Below are 18713 nucleotides of genomic sequence, written 5' to 3'. Positions count from 1 at the left end.
CAGACTTCGCAGGCTCGGGACAGACTATGACCATGCGCAAGATCCCCCTCCTGCTCACTGCAACCCTCACCCTTGCCGCGCCGACCCTTGCGGGCCAGAAGACCGCGCTTGGCGACAAGACGACCTTCCACGGCAACGCCGCGCGCGAAGGCTGGAACCGGGCCGAAACGGTGCTGACGCCCGAAACGGTTGCCGGGGGCGCCTTCGGCCAGATCTGGCAATCGCCGGTGTTCGATTCCGCAGGCAATGCCCCGCCCCGCCTGTTCGCCTCGCCGCTTTACCTTGCCGGCGTGAAGCTGCGCAGTGGCCCTCTTGCCGGGCAATCAGTGCCAGTGGCTTATGCCGTTGCCTCCACCGGCTTTGCCTATGCCGTCCTAGCCGCCGACCGGGGCAGCCTCTCTGCCGGGACGATCCTGTGGCGCAGGCAGTTGACGGCCAACCCCTGCCAGAATGGCGAGATGGGCAGCATCTCCACCCCGGTCATCGACAGGGCTGCGGGGCGCATCTACGTCACCTCATGCCGCGATGACTGGGCATGGGACGTCCACGCGCTGGATCTTGCGACCGGCGAAGAGGCGCAAGGCTGGCCGCTGGAGATCAGCCACCGCACCGTGCCCGCCAGCGTGAACCGCAACGGCACCACCCGCTTCGAGCCCGGCCAGATCTATTTCCAGCGCGGCGCGCTCAACCTCTCTGCCGATGGCGCGCAGATTTACATCACCTTCGGCCCGGATCAGCAGGGCTTCCTCGTCTCGGTCAACACCCGCAAACCCGCGATTGCCAGCGCCTTCTCCTCGATGCCGCGCAGCGACATGCAGCAAGGCGGCATGTGGGGCGCGAGCGGCGCGACGATCGACGCGCAAGGGCGCATCCATGTCGTCACCGGGGCCAGCTTCGCCTCGGCGCTCGCCAAGCGCGGCATTCCCGGCGTCTATCCCGAAAGCGACGGCGCCTGGGGGCAGTCGATCCTCCAGTTCGCCGACGATCCGCGCACCGGCCTGAAGCTGACCGGCACCTATTCCCCCTTCAACTATTGCCAGACCGCCGCGGCCGATATCGACATAGCCTCGGGCGGAGCCGTGGCGATGGAGCTTGATCCGCGCCGCACCGCCACGCCGCATCTGCTGGCGCAGGGCTCGGGCAAGCAGGGCGTCGCCTACCTGCTCGACCGCAATCACTTGCCCGGCAACACCAAGCGCCGCCATGCGTGCAGCACCGATCCCGCCAGCGACGGTTCGCTGCTGGCGCCCGGCCCGCAAGCTGAACTCGGGTCACGCGGGCCGGTCGTGGTCTTCGGCCCCTATTCCGACAGCATCGGCATGGTGAATTCGGCCAAGAGCCGCGCCACGCCCGCCCGTTTCAGCGCCGCCGACGGACGCGAGTTCCTGTACTTCGCAGGCAGTTCCAAGACCGGCGCCGATTTCGGCACCAACGTGCCGCCCGGCCTCGTCAGGCTCGCCATCGCGCTGACACCGGGCAAACCGGCGTGGCTGGTGCGCGATGCGCAGGAGACGACCGTCACCTTCCAGAACCCCGGCTCCCCGGTCGTCTCGAGCAACGGAGGACGCAATGGCATCGTCTGGGTGCTCGATGTCAACATGCCGCGCAGCGCCAACGTGTTCCTGCCCGATGCGCCGGGCGCCCTGCTCCGCGCCTTCGATGCGCTGACGCTCAAGCCCTTGTGGAGCAGCGGTCAGGCGCTTCATCCCACGGGCAAGTACAACGAACCGGCGGTGGTGCAGGGCATGGTCATCGTCGGCACCGACCGGTTGCAGGCCTTCGGGCTGCGTGGCGGATCGGCGCGGTCCTTTGCCGACTACCAGCCGGTCAAGGCCACCACCTCGGCGGGCCTCGCCCTGTTCGCCGCACGCTGTGCCAGTTGCCATGAGCAGGGAGGCACCGGAGCGCCCGCCCGCACCGTGCTCGCCGCGATGGACCGCGCCTGCATCGTCACGGCGCTGACCAGCGGCAAGATGCAGGCCATGGCCGAGGGCCTTGAGGCTGCTGAAATCAGCGCGATTGCCGATTACCTCAAGGCGCCCTGAAGCCGGCCTCAGGCCACGCCCGAGGCCACGAACCACGAACGGAACACGCCCTCGCTCTCTGGCCTGAAGCGGAATGGCCCGCTGCGCGCAGCCGGGCTGGTCGCCTGATAGCCGATCTCCACGTCCTTGAAGCCCGAGGCCTCAAACAGCGCGCGGTAATCGGTCGTCAGCGCGCCGCGCCAGTTGGGCTCGTTGTTGAACTGCGCTTCCAGCTCGCCCGAAAGCTCTACCCACGGATCGGAATTGTCGTGCAGCAGCGGGACCTCAAGGTGCACCGCCAGCCCGCCGGGCCGCAGCAGGCGGCGGCTTTCCGCCACGATCGCCATGCTCGCCGCCTGCGAGGTTTCGTGGAACACCACGCAGGAGAACACGAGATCGAAGCTGCCATCGGCAAAGTCGGTCCTTTCCGCGCTCTGCTGCGAGAAGTGGACGGCAGCGCCAAGATGTTCGGCCCGCGCGTGGGCATAGCGCAGGATCGAAGCGCCAACGTCGATGCCATGCACTTCCGCTTCGGGGAAGCACAGCGCGGCGGGCACGGTGCTGGTGCCGATGCCGCAACCCATGTCGAGAATGCGCTGTGGCGCGAAATCGGGGAAGCGGGTCAGCACGTGGGCCATCGCCGTCTGCCCGCGCAGGTCGTTGAGCATCCCGCCGTTGCGGCCGAGCATGTAGACCGCGCCGCCCCGGTCCATCACCGCGCCCTGCAGCAACGAGCCATCATCATGGGCATTGCCGCCGGGCATCAGGTGAATGTCGCCACGCGCGATATAGTCCGGCTCGACGAAGTCCGGATCGGTCCGCACCGACCCTTTCGGGTTTTCGATCCGCGCCAGTTCCTCAAGCTCTTCGGCCTGACGTTCGACGCTGCGCGCCACGCCGTGCCACAGCTGGCGCTGGCTCTCGCGCTTCATGGCGAGCCAGGTGCCGAAGCTTTCATGCTCGGCCATGCGCTTGCGCAGCGCGGCGGTGCCGTTGCCTTCTGCGCCCTTCAGCGCCGCAGCCTCGCGCGCGGCAATCTGGCCCTGCACCGGCTCGATCTGCTGCATGACGTAAAGCTTGAGATCGCGCACGAACAGCTGTTCGGCCAGTTCGTCATGGCTCGGCACCGCGATCAGCGGATGAGCAAGGCCGGCGCGGTCTTCGGACAGTTGCCTCGTCATGCTGCATCTCCCATGGTCGTGGTGGCGGCAAGTTCGGACAGCGCCGCCTCGCGCAAGGGGCGGAAAACCTTGTCGAGCGTGGCCTTGCGATAGCTCTCGCGCGCAGCTTCGGCGGCGGCATCGGGCTCGTACCCGTCAATCGCACCGGGCGCGAGCGCGCCTGCCGCTTCCAGCAGCCGCTCCGCCGCGTCAAGGCGCGCGCGCAGGATCGTCACTTCCGAGGTCAGGCCGACGATCATCGCCAGCAGCTGTTCGTCCATCGGCCGCGCGCCATCGATCGGGTCGAGCCGGTTGGGCGTTCTCGGCAGGGGTTTGCGAGAGTTCATGATGCTTCCTGTATTCATGCGCGCGCCGCGGCGGCAGCCTGCCGCACCGCGGCAACTATACGCGGATATGTGCCGCAACGGCAGATATTGGTAATCTGTTCGCGGATCGTCGCTTCACTGGGATCGGGATCGCGGGCGAGCAGCGCCGCCACCGCCATGATCATCCCGGGCTGGCAATAGCCGCATTGCGGCACCTGCGCCTCGACCCAGGCCTGCTGCACGGGATGCAGCTTGTCCGCCTGCGCCGGGCTCAATGCCTCAATGGTCGTCACCTTGCTGCCAGCGCCAACCTCGGAGATCGGCATCTGGCAACTGCGCACAGCCTCCCCATCGACGTGCACCGTGCAGGCCCCGCAGGCACCCACGCCGCAGCCGAACTTGGTGCCGGTCAGCCCCAGATCCTCGCGCAGGGCCCAGAGCAGCGGGGTATCGGGATCGGCCGGGCAATCGCGCTCCGCGCCGTTTACGGTGAGTTTGACCATGCCGATGCCCCTCAGATTTCCAGCGTGCGCGCGATGGGCAGGGCGCGGATGCGCGGCCCCCCGGCGTCGGCGATGGCATTGCACAGCGCGGGCGCGACCACCGGCGTCGACGCCTCGCCCACCGGCCCCGGCCGCGTGCCGCCGGGGATCAGCGCCACGTCGATCGGCGGAATGTCGGCCAGCAGCGGCATGCGGTAATCGCCGAAGTTCTCGGCCGTCGGGCGGCCGCCCTCGAAGTGCACTTCCCCCCACAGCGCCGCCTGCAGGCCGAACACGATGCCGCCCGAAATCTGCCCCTCGGTGCTGACCGGATCGATCATCAGCCCGCAATCGAAGGCGCAGGCCATCCGGTCTATCGTCAGCGCCTTGCCCTTCACCGTCACTTCTGCCGCAATCGCGCAGAAGCTGTTGTCGGAATAGCTGAAGGCAATGCCGCGCCCTTTTCCGGCTTTCTTGCCCGCACCGGGCTTGCGCGCCTGCCACCCGATCATCGCCGCCGCCTTTTCCAGCACGGCACGGACGCGGGGCTGGCCTTCGAGCATCGCAAGCCGGAACGCCAGCTGGTCGTGCCCCGCGGCAAAGGCCAGCTCGTCCACGAAGGATTCGGCAAAGAACGCATTCTGCGACATCGTGACCGAGCGCCAGAAGCCGACCGGCAGGTCCAGATCGGTCTTGTGGTATTCGATCAGCTTCTGCGGCACGGCATAGGCGCCATAGATCAGCTGCGCCGCCGAATTGGCATCGGCCATGCCTTCGAAGCCCGGAATTGCGGGCTTGCGATGATAGGCGGCGATGGATTCACCGGCGATGCGGCTGTGGATCGCCACCGGTCGGCCCTTGTCGTCCAGCCCAGCCACCGAGCGAACGGCAAAGGCAGGACGAAACTGGTCCATCGCGAAGTCCTGTTCGCGCGTCCACACCGTCTTGACCAGGCGCCCCGGCGCGGCTTGCGCTGCCTGCACCGCGATGCCGACGAAGTCCGTACCCCACTTGCGCCCGAAACCGCCGCCAAGGAACGTCACCTCGACACGCACCTTGTCGAGCGGCAGGCCGGTCAGCTTGGCGCCCAGTTCGCGGCTGAGCGCCGGATCCTGCAACGGACCACGGATCAGCAGGCCATCTTCGGTCAGCTTGGCAGAGCAGCAGATCGGCTCCATCGTCGCATGGGCCAGATGCGGCACTTCATAAGTCGCTTCCACCTTGCGCGGCGCTGCGGCCAGAGTGGCAAGCACTTGCGGCTTGTCCGCGCGCTGCAGCTTGGGCGGAAAGCCCGCGGCTTCGATGTTCGGAAACGGCGCGGGCTCCACCGCGTCGAACGCCGCCTGCATCCCGGCGCGCAGGCTTTCGTCGGAAAGCCCGGCAATCGAGCTGGCGCTGACCTCGAGCGATACGCCCTGCGCCGCCTTGTGCGCGCGCCAGAAGCGGTCTGCCAGAATGGCCACGCCACCCTTGACCGGCGCGGCAGCAAACACCCCCGGCAGCTTGCGCGCATCGTCCAGCCCCTTGGCCGTGAAGCGTGCTTCGGGATGGGGCGCGAGCACCAGCGCGGCGACCAGCATCCCGGGTTCGGCCACGTCGATCCCGAACGTCGCGGTTCCGGTCACCTTGGCGCGTAGGTCCTTGCGCGGGGTCTTGCCGCCGATCACGCCGAAGCTGGCCGGGTCCTTGAGCTTTGGCTCGGTCGGAACCGGCAGCCTCGCCGCATCGGCAGCCACCTCGCCGAAGGTCAGTTCGCGGGCGCCGCCCGTAATCCTGCCTGCTCTGGCAGAAAGGCTCTCCACCGAAACTGCCAGCCGTGCCGCCGCCGCCTGCAGCAACATTGCCCGAGCGCCCGCGCCCAGCTTGCGCAAGGCCCCGTAATAGCCGGTCACGCTCATCGAATTGGCGGTTAGCTGGCGGCGCGCGAAAGGATTGGAAAAGGCCGGATCCGCCCACGGCAGCTGCACCACAAGCCGCGCGAAGTCACAGTCGAGCTCTTCTGCAACGATGCGCGCCAGAGCCTCCTGCGTGCCCTGCCCCATTTCCGAGGTCGGCACGACCACCCTCACCGCCCCGTCCGGCGCGATGGCCAGCATCGGCCCGAACTGCACAGGGTCCGTGCCATCCCCGACCGTCGCGGCCCAGGCCGCACCAGCGCTGCCGAGCAGCAGCCCACCTGCACCCACACCCAGACCAGCCAGGACATGCCGGCGACTGAGATTGACCAACGAGCCGGACGGCTGCGTCATTTCCTGCCCTTCGCTGGCAGATCGCGCGCCACGCGGAAGCCGAATATCCACGTCACCAGATCTTCGGGATCGCGCCCGCGCCACGATGTGCGGTTGCGGAAGGGCGAGCTCATCCAGCTGCCGCCGCGCACCGCCCGTCGCGGACAATCGCCGCTGACTTCGTAAGGCCTGCCATCGGTCGGCGCATCGGCGGAATAGGGCGCGAAATAGCAGTCCTGCACCCACTCCCAGACATTGCCGGTCATGTCATGCAGGCCGAAGGCATTGGCGCGGTAGCTGCCCACCGGCGCTACCTCGGCATGGCCATCGCTGCACTGCGCATGCGGCACCGCAACCGCACCTTCGGCGGTCGAGAACACCGGCACGGCACCACCTGCTGCCCCGTCCTTGTCATAGACGTTGGCTTCGGTGCATCCGGCGTCGATGGACTGGCCCCAGTAATAGTCGCCGGGCTTTCCGGCGCGCGCGGCATATTCCCATTCCGCTTCCGAAGGCAGGCGATAGTTCTGCCCGGTCTTCTCCGAAAGCCACGCGGCATAGGCCGTGGCATCGCGCCACGAGACGCAGACCACCGGCTTGTCCGGCGCGCCGGCACCCGCGCCGGTCCCGGGGTTCAGATAGTCGCCCTCCGGCACGATCTCGACCTTGCCATCCACGATCGAGCGGCAGCCCCTGGACGGCGTGCGCCCGGTTGCGGCGATGAAGCGCGAATACTGTGCGTTGGTCACCTCGGTGACGCCAAGCGCGAACGGTCGCGTGATCGTGACCTGCCGCACCGGTCCCTCCGGACGACCTTCCTCGCCCGCATCCGCGCCCATGCTGAACGTGCCCGGCGCAATCGCGATCATGTCGGGGCAATCCCTGCCGCAATCGTTGAAGCGCTTGCCCGGCCTGGCTTCGGCTGCAACGCCGCACAGCGCCAGCAGGCTTACCGCAAGCAGGCCCGTGCGCCCGATCATCATGCGCCAACCAGCGTCACGTTGATCTCCGCCAGCCCTTCGCGCAGATTCTTGGCCTCGGTATATTCGGGCGAGTTGTAGAAACCGAGCGCGGCCTCCCGGCTCGGCCATTCCGAAACGACCACCGATGCGCCTTCGGCCCCTTCGCCTTCCAGCACCGTCGCACCCGGCGCGCGGATCACATAGCGCCCACCATGCTGCTCAAGGATGGCCGCCGCCTTCTGTGAATAGCCGCAGGCCATGAAAGCATCGCGGTCCTTGAGCTTAGCCGTCACCACCAGCCATGCGGCCATTGCAAAATCCTTCCACGAAATGTGTTTGGAGCGCAGTCGACACCGCGCGGCGGCAAGCGAACAGGACAGCAGCAACCTTATCCGAACAGCGGATTTTTTCGGTTCGCCGGACCTCCGTTTCCCGGGCTGAAAAGCCGCTTGGCGGATAACTCTGTCCGAAAATCCCCCCGGCGCGAAGGATATGAATAGCACTCGCTCCACTGCAAACGGACGGCGATTCCGCCGCAAGACAATAGCGATCGGGGTAGACATGACCTATCGACTGGGCGTGGACGTGGGTGGCACGTTCACCGACCTCCTGCTGTTCAACCAGAGCACTGGCGAATTCTGGCGCAACAAGACGCCGTCGACCCCGCATGACAGTTCGGAAGGCATTCTGAACGGCGTGACCGCCATCTGCGAGAAGGCCGGCATCAGCCCGTCCGACGTCGAATTTTTCCTCCACGGGACCACCGTGGCGACCAACGCCGTGCTCGAAGGCAAGGGCGCCCGTGTCGGCCTTGTCACCACCGATGGCTATCGCCAGGTCATGCAGATCGCCCGCTCGTTCGTGCCGGGCGGGCTTGCCGGATGGATCGTCTGGCCAAAGCCGGTGCCGCTGGCCGCGCTGCAGGACACTGTCGAAGTGCGCGGCCGCATGGATGCGCAAGGCAATGAACTGGAACCGCTCGACGAAGCGCAAGTGCGCGAAGCCCTCGTCGCCCTGCGCGACAGCGGCGTGGAAGCGCTGACCGTCAGCCTCGTCAACGCCTACCTCAACGGCGCGCATGAAAAGCGCATCGGCGAACTCGCGGCAGAGATCATGCCCGGCATCCCGATGTCGCTCTCCCACGAAGTCCTGCCCGAAATGCAGGAATACGAACGCACGCTGACGACCGTTGCCAACGCCGCGGTGCGCCCGGTGATGCGCAAGTACATCCACAACCTGCGCGATAGCCTGCGCGGCGCCGGCATGGCCGGATCGCTCTCGCTGCTGCGTTCGGACGGCGGGTTGATGTCCTCGGAAAAGTCGGAAGAGCATCCCGTCTCGCTGCTCATGTCGGGTCCTGCAGGCGGCGTCACCGGCGCGATCTGGGTTGGTCGCAATTCGGGCATCAAGAACATCCTGACGCTGGACGTTGGCGGCACATCGACCGACGTTGCCCTGATCGAGAACCTTGAGGCGCGCCGTCAGCGCACCACCGAAGTCGGCCACCTCTCGGTCCGCGCCTCGGCGCTTGACGTGAAGACGGTTGGCGCAGGCGGCGGTTCGATCGCCTATGTGCCGGAACTCACCGGCGCACTGCGCGTCGGCCCGCAGTCGGCGGGCGCCGTTCCCGGCCCTGTCGCCTACAGCAAGGGCGGCACCCTGCCGACCGTGACGGACGCCAACGTCGTGCTTGGCTATCTCCCTGAGAACCTGCTCGGCGGCACCTTCAAGCTTGACCGCGAAGGCGCCAAGAAGGCGGTGCAGACCATCGCCGACGCGCTGGGCATCGGCCTGATGGAAGCCGCGCGCGGCATCATCGACATCGTCAACGAGAACATGTTCGGCGCGCTGCGCATGATCTCGGTGCAGCAGGGCTATGACCCGCGCGACTTCGCGGTGATGGGCTTCGGCGGCGCCGGCCCGCTCCATGTGAACGCCGTGGCCAAGCTGATGGGCTCGTGGCCTGCCGTCTCCCCGGTCAGCCCCGGCGTGCTCTGCGCCCTGGGCGATGCCACCACGCGCATGCGCACCGAAACCGCGCGTTCGTTCAGCCGCCGCATCGACGAGACCGACGAGGCCGAAGTTCTCGCCCTGCTTGATGACATGGCCGCGCAGACCCGCGCCGAACTGACCGCCGAAGGCATCAGTGACGCCGATGTCACCAGCCAGTTCGAACTCGACATCCGCTATGAAGGCCAGGCCTTCGAAGTGCCGCTGTCAATCGACGCCGTAGTGCTGCGCCGCGATGGCCTGAAGGGCGTGACCGACCGCTTCGATGCCGAACACAAGCGTCTGTTCACCTTCAACATGGATTCGGCGCACGAACTGGTGAACCTGCGCGCCGTCGCCATGGGCCCCGCGCTCGACCTGCCCGCCCCGCCGCTCGAAGTGGGCAACGGCGATCCGATCGCCGCCAAGGTGCGCGACCATGAACTGTGGGCCGATGGCGCCATGGTTCCGGCAGTGATCTACGACCGTTCAAAGCTGCGCGCAGGGGACGTGATCCCCGGCCCGGCCATCGTGACGGAAATGGATTCCACCACGCTGATCGAAGCCGGCTGCACCGGCCGCGTCGACCATGTCGGCAACATCCTGATCAACCTCGCCTGAGGACCTAAGCACATGCCCGCACAGATCATCCAGGCCAACACCACGCCCTTCAACCCGGTTGCCGTCGATCCGGTCACGCTCGACATCATCGAGAACGCGCTGCGCAATGCGCGCATCGAGATGGACGCAACGCTTGTCCGCACCGCGATGTCGCCCGGCATCCGCGAGCAGGGCGACGCCTTCCCGCTCATCGCCGATCACACCGGCAAGATGATCGTCGGCCAGTTCGGATCGTACATCGGCCCGTTCCTCGATGGCTATGACGGCACGGTCGAGGACGGCGACCTGATCTTCCTGTCCGACCCCTACTCGGTGCAGGGCGCCATCAGCCACTCGAACGACTGGCTGGTGCTGCTCCCCGTGTTCAAGGATGGCCGCCTGATCGCCTATACCTCGATGTTCGGCCACCAGAGCGACATCGGCGGCATGGTCCCCGGCTCGATGCCGATCCACGCCACCTCGATCTTCCAGGAAGGCGTGCGCATCCCGCCGGTCAAGATCTGGAAGAAGGGCGAATACAACGAGGATCTGATCAAGCTGGTCATGCACCAGACCCGCACGCCGGACTGGTGCAAGGCTGACCTCAACGCCCTGATCGCCTCGTGCCGCGTCGCCGCGCGCCGCGTCTATGAAATGGCCGAGCGTTTCGGCGACGACGTGTTCACCTCGGCCACGTCGATGCTGCTCGAACGCAACCACCGTGCGATGAAGCAGCTGATCGCCAGTTCGATCAGCGAAGACAAGGTCAGCTTCGAAGACTACATCTGCGACGACGGCCTGGGCTATGGCCCATACAAGATCAAGTGCACGATGTGGCGCGAGGACGGCCGCGTGGTGCTCGATTTCGCCGGCACCGATCCGCAGAGCCAGGCTTCGATCAACATGCTGCTCAACGAGAACATGATGCGCATGTTCTTCGGCATCTACATGATCATGATCTTCGATCCGCAGATCCTGTTCAACGACGGCTACTACGACCTGATCGACGTGCGCATCCCCGAAGGGTCGCTGCTCAAGCCGAAGTTCCCCGCCGCGCTCTCGGGCCGCACCCACGTGCTCGGCCGCCTGTTCGACATCCTCGGCGGGCTGCTCGGCCAGAAGACGCCGGAATTTCTCAACGCCGCCGGCTTCTCCTCGTCGCCGCACCTGTTCTACGCCGGCACCGACAAGGCCGGAAAGTGGTTCCAGCTGTTTCAGATCGGCTTCGGCGGCATCCCCGGCCGTCCGCTGGGCGATGGCCCCGACGGCCACTCGCTGTTCCCCGGCTTCACCAACGTGCCCAACGAGTTCCTCGAGCGCTACTTCCCGCTGGTGATCGAGCGCTACGAGACCGTTCCGGATTCGGGCGGCGCGGGCCTGCACCGTGGCGGCAACGGGATCGACATGGTCTACAAGTTCCTCGAAGCCGGCACCATCGCCATCCACGATGACCGCTGGTTCGTGCCGCCCTGGGGCGTAAACGGCGGCGAGCCGGGCGCCCGTGCGCGCAAGGTGCTGGTCAAGGCCGATGGCACCGAGATCGTCGTCGGCAACAAGCTGGAAGACTATCCGGTCGAACCGGGTGATCGCCTCCACTTCATCACCTGGGGCGGCGGCGGCTGGGGCGACCCGCTCGAACGCGATCCCGAACTGCTGGCGGTCGAACTCAAGCAAGGCCTCGTCACCGAAAAGGGCGCCCTGCGCTATGGCGTGGTGCTGAAGGACGGCGCAGTCGATGCCGCTGCCACCGAAGCCCTGCGCACGAAGATGCGCGCCGAACGCGGCGAGCTTGGCGTGTTCAACTTCGGTCCCGACATCGAAACCCTGCGCGCCAACTGCCTTGCCGAGACGGGCCTCCCCGCCCCCAAGGCGCCGCGCTGGGCGAACGCTTAACAGGAGCCCACCCCCAACCCCTCCCGCTTGCGGGAGGGGAGCGAGACTTACGGAGCCGAAGGCGGAGTTAGTCGCAGCGGGGTGGGCATGGACAACGCATAAGGATCAAACCCGTGGCCAATCCCATCCTCCGCGAGAAACTGAACTCCGGAAAGTTCTTCGTCGTCCCCGGCATCCAGGACATGATCACCGCGGTGATCGCCAACAAGGTCGGCTTCGACATCGTCTATGGCACCGGATACTGGCTCACCGCCTCGGCCTGGGGCCTGCCCGATGCCGGCATCGCCACCTACACCGAGATGCGCAACCGCATGGAAACGCTGGCGCGCACGTCGAACGCGGCGGTCATTGCCGATGGCGATACCGGCTATGGTGGCCTGCTCAACGTCCACCACACCGTGAAAGGCTACGAAGCCTCGGGCGTTACCGCGATCCAGATCGAGGATCAGGAATTCCCCAAGAAGTGCGGCCACACTCCGTTCAAGCGCCTGATCTCCACCGAGGACATGGTCGAGAAGATCCAGGTCGCCGTGGATTCGCGGGAAAGCGAGGACTTCGTCGTGATCGCCCGCACCGATGCGCGTGAAAGCGAAGGGTTGGATGGCGTGCTGCGCCGCCTCGAAGCCTATTCGAAGGCCGGGGCCGACGTGCTCTTCCCCGAAGCGCTCCACAGCGAAGAGGAAATGCGCAAGGCCTGCGCCGTGCTCGACAAGCCCTGCATGGCCAACATGTCGAACCACGGCAAGACGCCGGTGCCGCCCGCCGAAGTGCTGGCCGAGATCGGCTATGCCTATGCCATCTACCCCTCGCTCACCAGCCTTGCCGCTGCGGCTGCGATGGAGAAGGTCCTGCGCGATCTCAAGGACAACGGCGTCGGCCAGCCCGATGGCCTGTTCGATTTCTCCGAGTTCTGCTCGCTGATCGGATTCGAGGACGTGTGGGCCTTCGAGAAGAAGTGGGGCAAGGCCGGCTGATGACCACACGCCGCATCGCCGCCGCCGTCCTCAACCAGAGCGGCAACAACCCTGCCCCCTATGCGGTGAACAAGCCGCTCGAGGTCAAGACTCTCGAACTGGCCGACCCGAAGCCCGGCGAAGTGCTGGTGCGGATTGACGCAGCGGGCCTGTGCCATTCCGACCTCTCGGTCATCAACGGTGATCGGCCGCGCCCGATGCCGATGGCATTGGGTCATGAGGCTGCCGCTACAGTGCTGGCATTGGGCGATGAAGGCGATGGTTCGCTGGCAGTGGGCGACCGCGTCGTGCTGGTCTTCCTGCCTTCATGCGGACACTGCGTCTCCTGCGCCTCGGGACAGGGCTACCTCTGCGCCAATGCCGCTGCCGCCAACGGCAAGGGCGAACTGATGCAGGGTGGCTCGCGCCTGTCCTGTGACGGTGTGGGCGTGCATCACCACCTCGGCGTCTCCGCCTTTGCCACGCAGGCCGTGGTCGATCGCCGCTCGTTGGTAAAGATCGACAAGGACATTCCGCCCGAGACCGCAGCCCTGTTCGGCTGTGCCGTCCTCACTGGCGTCGGCGCCGTGATGAACACGGCGCAAGTCCGGCCCGGCGAGTCGGTGCTGATCTTCGGCCTCGGCGGCGTCGGCCTCGCCGCGCTGCTCGGCGCGCTGGCGGCAGGGGCGCAGCCGGTCGTCGCGGTTGATCCTTCGCCGGAAAAGCGCGCGCTCGCGCTCGAACTCGGCGCCGCTGCCGCCGTCGCTCCGGGCGAGGAGCAGCCGCTGTTCGGCACCGACGTGGTAATCGAAACCGTGGGCAAGGCAGCCGTGCTGGCGCAAGCCTACAAGGCTGCCAAGCGCGGCGGGCGCATCGTCACGGTCGGCCTGCCGAACCCTACGGAAATGCTTGAAATCAATGCTTTGTCTCTCGTCGCCGAGGGCAAGACGCTGATGGGCAGCTACATGGGCTCGTCCATCCCGGCGCGCGACATTCCGCGCTACATCGCCTTGTGGAAGGCAGGCCGGATGCCGGTGGAAAAGCTCCTTACCTCGGTCAGCCCGCTGGAGGAAATCAACGACCTCATGGACAAGCTTGCCCAGGGCAAGGCCGTCCGTCAGGTCATCGTTCCCGGATGGTGAGGTGCTGATGTTTGTTCCGAATTGGGGACAGGTTTATCCGACAGGCGGATAATTCCTTGAACAATTCGGTTAAATGACATTCTCTTGTCACTCTGCGGCCAACCACAGAGTGCCAAGGGGAGTCGTACAATGGAAAAAGGCGTTCCTATCCGGTCGATCACGCGATCCATCGCCGCGCTGAAGGCAATCAACCGCCACGGCTCGCTCTCGATGATGGAAATCGCCAAGTCCGCCGAGGTGCCTTATCCCACCGCCTGCCGCATCGTGCAGACCCTGCTTTACGAAGGCCTGATCGAGCAGGAACCCGCCCGCAAGCGCTACCGCGCCACTGCCCTCGTCCAGACGCTGGCCACCGGCTTCCAGCACGACGATGAACTGGTCCGCATCGCCCGCCCGCACATCGTCGCCTTTACCGCCCGCGCCGGTTGGCCGGTCTCCATCGCCATCCGCGTCGGCCGCGAGATGATGCTGCGTGACAGCACCCACGCCAACTCATCGCTCACCTTCGAGCACTACTACCCGGGCTTCACCCTGCCGATCCTCGACAGCGCGTCGGGCAAGGTCTCGATGGCCTTTGCCGATCCGGAAGAGCGCGAGATGATCCTGCGCTTCATGCGCGTCTCGCAGGATATCGACCTCAACTATCTCGCCACCGCCGAAGTCAGCCTCGATGTCGAACGCATCCGCGCCGATGGCTATGCCGTGCAGGGCCGCAACCACTTCAACCTGACACCGGGCAAGACCTCGTCGATCGCCGTCCCGATCTTCCGCAACGGCCACTTCGAAGCCGCCATGACCATGGTGTTCTTCGTCGCCGCCATGAAGCTCTCGACCGCGCTCGAAACCTACCTCGACGACCTCAAGGCCACAGCCGCAGCGATCAGCCACGACCTGTCGAACGTGCCGATGGGGAATGCCTGAGGCTCAAAGGCCCCGCATTACCGCTGCTTCTTGGCAATCGTCGCGGTGAAGTCGGGGTCCTTGTTCGCCACCCAGTCGACGAACTTGCGGATCGCCGGGTTGTCGAGCAGCTTTTCGACATCCATGCCGATGCGCTGCAGTTCGGAATTGGTGAAGTTCACCGTCAGCGTCTGCTGGCAGATGCCGTGCATCGGCACGGTATCGCGCCCGCCCCGGCTCTTGGGGATCGGGTGATGCCAGACGATGGTGCTCCCGGTTGGCCGTCCGCACAGCCAGCAGGGTACCGGCGGCGGCGCCTCTTCCTCGTCCGGGGTATCGAAGTCGTCGTAGCGACCATGTTTTGAATGCTTGCGGGCCATCTGGCTGCCTTACAGCAACCATGCCCGCGCGCAATCAGAGCCGTGCCGTTACGGCCTTCGTTTCAAGATAGGCGTCCAGCCCCTCCTGACCGAACTCGCGCCCCCAGCCCGACTGGCCATAGCCGCCGAACGGGATGTTGGTGCCGACCGCGCCGTGGCAGTTGATCGAGACCTGGCCAGCGCGAATGCGCTTGACCAGGCGGTGCGCCGTCGAAAGATCGCGCGTCCACACGCTGCCCGACAGGCCATAGGGCGTGTCGTTGGCAAGGGCGGCAATGGCGTCCAGATCGTCGCTCTCGAACTTCTGCACGGCCATGACCGGGCCGAAGATTTCCTCGCGCATCAGCGGCATGGCGTTGTCGCAGCCGCTGAACACCGTGGGCTGGATGAAGTTGCCCGGCCGGTCGAGCTTTTCGCCCCCGACAACCAAGGTCACGCCATCGGCCTTGGCCCGCTCGATATAGCCCATGACCTTGGCCGCGTGCCCGTCCGAGATCATCGGTCCCTGCGTGGTTGCGGGGTCAAGGCCGTGGCCCAGCGTCATCACCTTGCAGAACGCCGTGACGCCTTCCATCAGCGCATCATGGATTGCGGCATGCGCGAAGATGCGCGTTCCGGCCATGCAGTTCTGCCCCTGCAGGAAGAACGTCGCCATCGCCACGCCGGGCACGGCCAGCGCCAGATCGGCATCGGGCATGACCACGACCGGGCTCTTGCCGCCAAGTTCGAGGCTGACCTTCTTGAGATTGCCGAGCGCCGCCTGGATGATGCGCTTGCCGGTCGCGGTCGATCCGGTGAACGAGATCTTGTCGACGCCGGGATGCTCGGCCAGCGCCTGCCCCGCCTCGGCACCAAGCCCGTTGACGATGTTGACCACGCCCGCCGGGATGCCCGCTTCAAGGATCATGCCCCCCAGCGCCAGTGCCGAAAGCGGCGTTTCTTCCGATGGCTTCATCACCACCGTGCAACCCGCAGCCAGTGCGGGGGCCAGCTTGAGAATCGCGGTGGAAAGCGGCACGTTCCAGGGCACGATCTGGCCCGCCACGCCCACCGGCTCACGCAGGGTATAGGTCAGCGCTTCGGTCTCGGCGGCGATGTGGCGCGGCGGGGCGATGGTCGTGCCTTCGATCCGCATCACTGCGCCCGCGTAGTAGTCGATCATCTCGACACAGTTCGCGGTGGTCAGCCCGGCGATGAAGCGCGGCATGCCGTTGTCGATCACGTCGAGCTCGGTCAGCAGCGTGGCATTGGCGTCCATCACCCGCGCCAACTTGTGCAGCAGCGCCGTTCGCTCGGCCACGGTCATCCGGCCCCACGGCCCTTCGAACGCGGCGCGCGCGGCCTTGACTGCGCGGTCCACTTCCGCCGCGCCGCCCGTCTGGAACCTTGCCAGCACAAGGCCCGTCGCCGGATCACGTGTTTCCAGTTCGCCTGAACCTTCGACCCATTGCCCGCCGATCAGCAGGCGGTGCGTTTCCTTCAGGAAACGCTCCGTCTCCGGCGCGATCGGGTTGCCGTCAAAGGGAACTGGCGAAACGCTCATACTTCGACGGTCCTCGGGTCATAGGTGAACAGGCCGAGCGATTCCTCGTCCTTCATCTCGCCAAGGCCGAACAGGTCGGTGTCCTGGCCCTGCATGCGATCGGCGTTGGCGTTCGATTCCTGCTGGATGAAGGTCGCGCGTTCGTGCCGCGCCTTCTCATAGCGGGCAAGGCCCTCTGCCGCAGAATCCGATGCCGCCAGCGCACGCGCCAGCACCACCGCATCCTCGATCCCGCAGGCCGCGCCATGGCCGAGGAACGGTGTCATCGCGTGCGCCGCATCGCCGATCAGCGTGACATTGCCGTCAAGCACCCAGGTATCCATCGGCTTGCGCGCATTGATCGCCCACTTGAACAGCGGCTGCGCCACGGCGGCCTTCAACAGCCGCTGCGCATCTTCGCACCAGTGGCCGTAGATCGATTGCAGTTCCGCAGGATCGGCAGGCGTCGTCCAGCCTTCCTCGTTCCAGCCATCCTGCCGCGCGAAGAACACGAAGTTCATCACCTTGGACCCGCGCACGTTGTAGCGGTTCATCATCGCGCCGGGGCCGATGATGATGCCGGGGAAGTCGGACAGGTCCTGGATTTCGTCGGTCACCGGCACCAGGCAGCGCCAGGCGACGTGCCCGGTGAAGTGCGGTGCATCATCACCAAAGCGCTGGCGGATCACGCTTTTCACGCCATCGGCGCCAATCAGCACATCCGCGCTGAACTGCCGGCCATCGGCCAGCGTCACCGTCGTGCCTTCGCTGGAGACGACTTGCGCTCCCGCCACCATCTCCACGCCCGAACGCTCGGCCGCGCGGGTCATCACGCCATGCAGGTCGGCGCGGTGGACGGTAATGTAGGGCGCGCCATACTTTTCGCGCTGGGTCGAACGGTCCATCGCCACCAGCGTGCGCCCATCCTGCCAGTGCTGGATGCGCTGGCGGGTGGGCTCGACCGCGACCGCTGCCGCTTCCTCGCAGATGCCGATGAAATCGAGGCCCTTCATCGCGTTCGGCGTCAGCGTCAGCCCGGCACCGATCTCGCCGAATTGTGGCGCGGATTCGAGCAGAGTTACCTTGAAACCCTGCTGCGCCAGCGCGGCCGAGGCGGTCATGCCGGCAACGCCGCCGCCGACGATCAGGATGGTCTCCGGCTTGCTCACTTCGCGCCGCCTTCAAGCTGGCCCGGAATGTGGCTTTCGTGATTGGCGAGATACCACTCGGCAATCTCCTCGCGCGTCGCCCACCACACGCCGGGCAGGCTCTTGGCGTGTTCGATGAATTCACGCAGCGCGCGCACGCGATGGGCGCGGCCCGAAACGTGCGGGTGCAGGCCGAGGTTCATGATCCGCCCGGTCTTCGCCCCTTCGGCATAGAGCACGTCGAGTTCCTCGATCAGCGCATCGCGGTATTCGTTGGTGGTGTAGTTCTTGCGGGTGATGAAGGTGAAATCATTGATTTCGTTGGAATAGGGCACTGAAACGATCGGCCCGTGCGGCGTGCGCAGCAGATAGGGCTGATCGTCGTTCATGATGTCGCAGTAGAAGGTGCAGCCATATTCGGCGAGGATGTCGGCCGTCTGCATCGTGCCGCGCAAGGAGGACGACAGCCAGCCCTTGCTCTTGCGCCCGGTGAACTTCTCGAACTGGTCAAGGCTGCGCAGGATGATTTCGCGCTCCTTGGCCGGTTCGTGCGCAAAGCTCGAAAGCAGTTCGCCCTGCTCCCAGTTGTGGGTCAGCAGTTCCCAGCCGCGCTCCAGCACGGCATCGGTCATCGCCTTGCGCCGCTCGAACGTGACGGCATTGGTGGTGCAGCTGGCCTTCACACCCAGTTCGTCGAACAGGTCGATCAGCCGCCACAGGCCGACGCGCTGGCCATATTCGCGCCAGGTGAAGTTCGGGAAGTCGGGCGTGTTGCCGGGCAGCACGTCGGGCAGGATCGCCGGGCCGCCTGCATAATAAGGCTTGTCGGTGTCCTTGGTCAGGTCCCACGTCTCGAGGTTGAACGTCAGGATCAGCGCGACCCGGGCACCGTTCGGCCAGACCAGCGGCTTGCGCTGCGGCAGCGGGATGTAATCGTATTCCATCAGTACCTTACCCCTGAATTCAGAACCCGCCTCAAGCGGTCAAGACTTCACCCGACCGCG

The 18713-nt window shown here is 66.0% G+C and carries 16 protein-coding genes; 6 read left to right on the top strand and 10 right to left on the bottom strand.

The genetic code is table 11. The features are described 5' to 3' along the window. Positions 1–26 precede the first annotated feature (26 nt). Complete coding sequence (locus tag HGI46_RS14620; RefSeq protein WP_168904827.1) at positions 27–2045, top strand: c-type cytochrome; 2019 nt, start codon at positions 27–29, stop codon at positions 2043–2045. Between the two features lie 8 nt (positions 2046–2053). On the opposite strand, the gene HGI46_RS14615 is transcribed toward HGI46_RS14620, so the two are convergent. Genes HGI46_RS14615 through HGI46_RS14590 form a run of 6 tightly spaced genes read right to left on the bottom strand, consistent with a single transcriptional unit; the run spans position 2054 to position 7493 of the window. Then, entirely contained in the window at positions 2054–3205 is a 1152-nt protein-coding gene (locus HGI46_RS14615; protein ID WP_168904826.1) for a class I SAM-dependent methyltransferase, read from the bottom strand. Beyond that, positions 3202–3531, bottom strand: a complete 330-nt coding sequence (locus HGI46_RS14610) for a hypothetical protein (protein WP_168904825.1) — start codon at positions 3529–3531, stop codon at positions 3202–3204. The genes HGI46_RS14615 and HGI46_RS14610 overlap by 4 nt, the downstream gene beginning before the upstream one ends. Positions 3532–3545: 14 nt before the next feature. Next, complete coding sequence (locus tag HGI46_RS14605; protein ID WP_168904824.1) at positions 3546–4013, bottom strand: (2Fe-2S)-binding protein; 468 nt, start codon at positions 4011–4013, stop codon at positions 3546–3548. Between the two features lie 11 nt (positions 4014–4024). Further along, on the bottom strand, positions 4025–6241 hold the full coding sequence (locus tag HGI46_RS14600) for a molybdopterin cofactor-binding domain-containing protein (protein WP_168904823.1): 2217 nt from the start codon (positions 6239–6241) through the stop codon (positions 4025–4027). Continuing rightward, positions 6238–7200, bottom strand: coding sequence for a formylglycine-generating enzyme family protein (locus tag HGI46_RS14595; protein ID WP_168904822.1), 963 nt, complete (start codon positions 7198–7200; stop codon positions 6238–6240). The genes HGI46_RS14600 and HGI46_RS14595 overlap by 4 nt, the downstream gene beginning before the upstream one ends. Continuing rightward, positions 7200–7493: a DUF1330 domain-containing protein gene (locus HGI46_RS14590; protein WP_168904821.1), complete on the bottom strand. Its 294-nt coding sequence runs from the start codon at positions 7491–7493 to the stop codon at positions 7200–7202. Before HGI46_RS14590 ends, HGI46_RS14595 begins: the two co-directional genes overlap by 1 nt. Positions 7494–7743: 250 nt before the next feature. On the opposite strand from HGI46_RS14590, the gene HGI46_RS14585 reads away from it, so the two are divergent. The 5 genes from HGI46_RS14585 (at position 7744) to HGI46_RS14565 (ending at position 14680) form a co-directional block, all read left to right on the top strand. Then, positions 7744–9792, top strand: coding sequence for a hydantoinase/oxoprolinase family protein (locus HGI46_RS14585; protein ID WP_168904820.1), 2049 nt, complete (start codon positions 7744–7746; stop codon positions 9790–9792). Positions 9793–9804: 12 nt separating this feature from the next. Beyond that, positions 9805–11664, top strand: coding sequence for a hydantoinase B/oxoprolinase family protein (locus tag HGI46_RS14580; RefSeq protein ID WP_168904819.1), 1860 nt, complete (start codon positions 9805–9807; stop codon positions 11662–11664). A 113-nt stretch (positions 11665–11777) separates the two neighbouring features. Then, positions 11778–12638, top strand: a complete 861-nt coding sequence (locus HGI46_RS14575; protein WP_168904818.1) for an isocitrate lyase/PEP mutase family protein — start codon at positions 11778–11780, stop codon at positions 12636–12638. Further along, positions 12638–13759 carry a zinc-binding dehydrogenase gene (locus HGI46_RS14570; protein ID WP_168904817.1) on the top strand — a complete coding sequence of 374 codons (1122 nt, stop codon included), beginning with the start codon at positions 12638–12640 and terminating at the stop codon, positions 13757–13759. Before HGI46_RS14575 ends, HGI46_RS14570 begins: the two co-directional genes overlap by 1 nt. Positions 13760–13888: 129 nt before the next feature. Further along, positions 13889–14680, top strand: coding sequence for an IclR family transcriptional regulator C-terminal domain-containing protein (locus HGI46_RS14565; protein ID WP_144906269.1), 792 nt, complete (start codon positions 13889–13891; stop codon positions 14678–14680). Positions 14681–14697: 17 nt separating this feature from the next. Here HGI46_RS14565 and HGI46_RS14560 read toward each other — a convergent pair whose 3' ends face one another. Genes HGI46_RS14560 through HGI46_RS14545 form a run of 4 tightly spaced genes read right to left on the bottom strand, consistent with a single transcriptional unit; the run spans position 14698 to position 18653 of the window. Then, positions 14698–15039 (bottom strand): hypothetical protein, encoded by a 342-nt coding sequence (locus HGI46_RS14560; protein WP_168904816.1) that lies wholly within the window; start codon positions 15037–15039, stop codon positions 14698–14700. 34 nt (positions 15040–15073) lie between these two features. Then, positions 15074–16582, bottom strand: a complete 1509-nt coding sequence (locus HGI46_RS14555; protein ID WP_168904815.1) for an aldehyde dehydrogenase family protein — start codon at positions 16580–16582, stop codon at positions 15074–15076. Beyond that, a complete protein-coding gene (locus HGI46_RS14550; RefSeq protein ID WP_168904814.1) occupies positions 16579–17730 on the bottom strand; it encodes an FAD-dependent monooxygenase in 1152 nt (383 codons plus the stop codon). Before HGI46_RS14550 ends, HGI46_RS14555 begins: the two co-directional genes overlap by 4 nt. Next, positions 17727–18653: a polysaccharide deacetylase family protein gene (locus HGI46_RS14545; RefSeq protein ID WP_168904813.1), complete on the bottom strand. Its 927-nt coding sequence runs from the start codon at positions 18651–18653 to the stop codon at positions 17727–17729. The genes HGI46_RS14550 and HGI46_RS14545 overlap by 4 nt, the downstream gene beginning before the upstream one ends. Between the last annotated feature and the right edge of the window lie 60 nt (positions 18654–18713).

Source organism: Novosphingobium sp. ERW19 (assembly GCF_012641315.1).
In the GTDB taxonomy this organism is placed as follows: Bacteria; Pseudomonadota; Alphaproteobacteria; order Sphingomonadales; family Sphingomonadaceae; genus Novosphingobium.
Note: the sequence above shows the minus strand (reverse complement) of the source record. Positions and strands in the feature narration are given on the sequence as shown.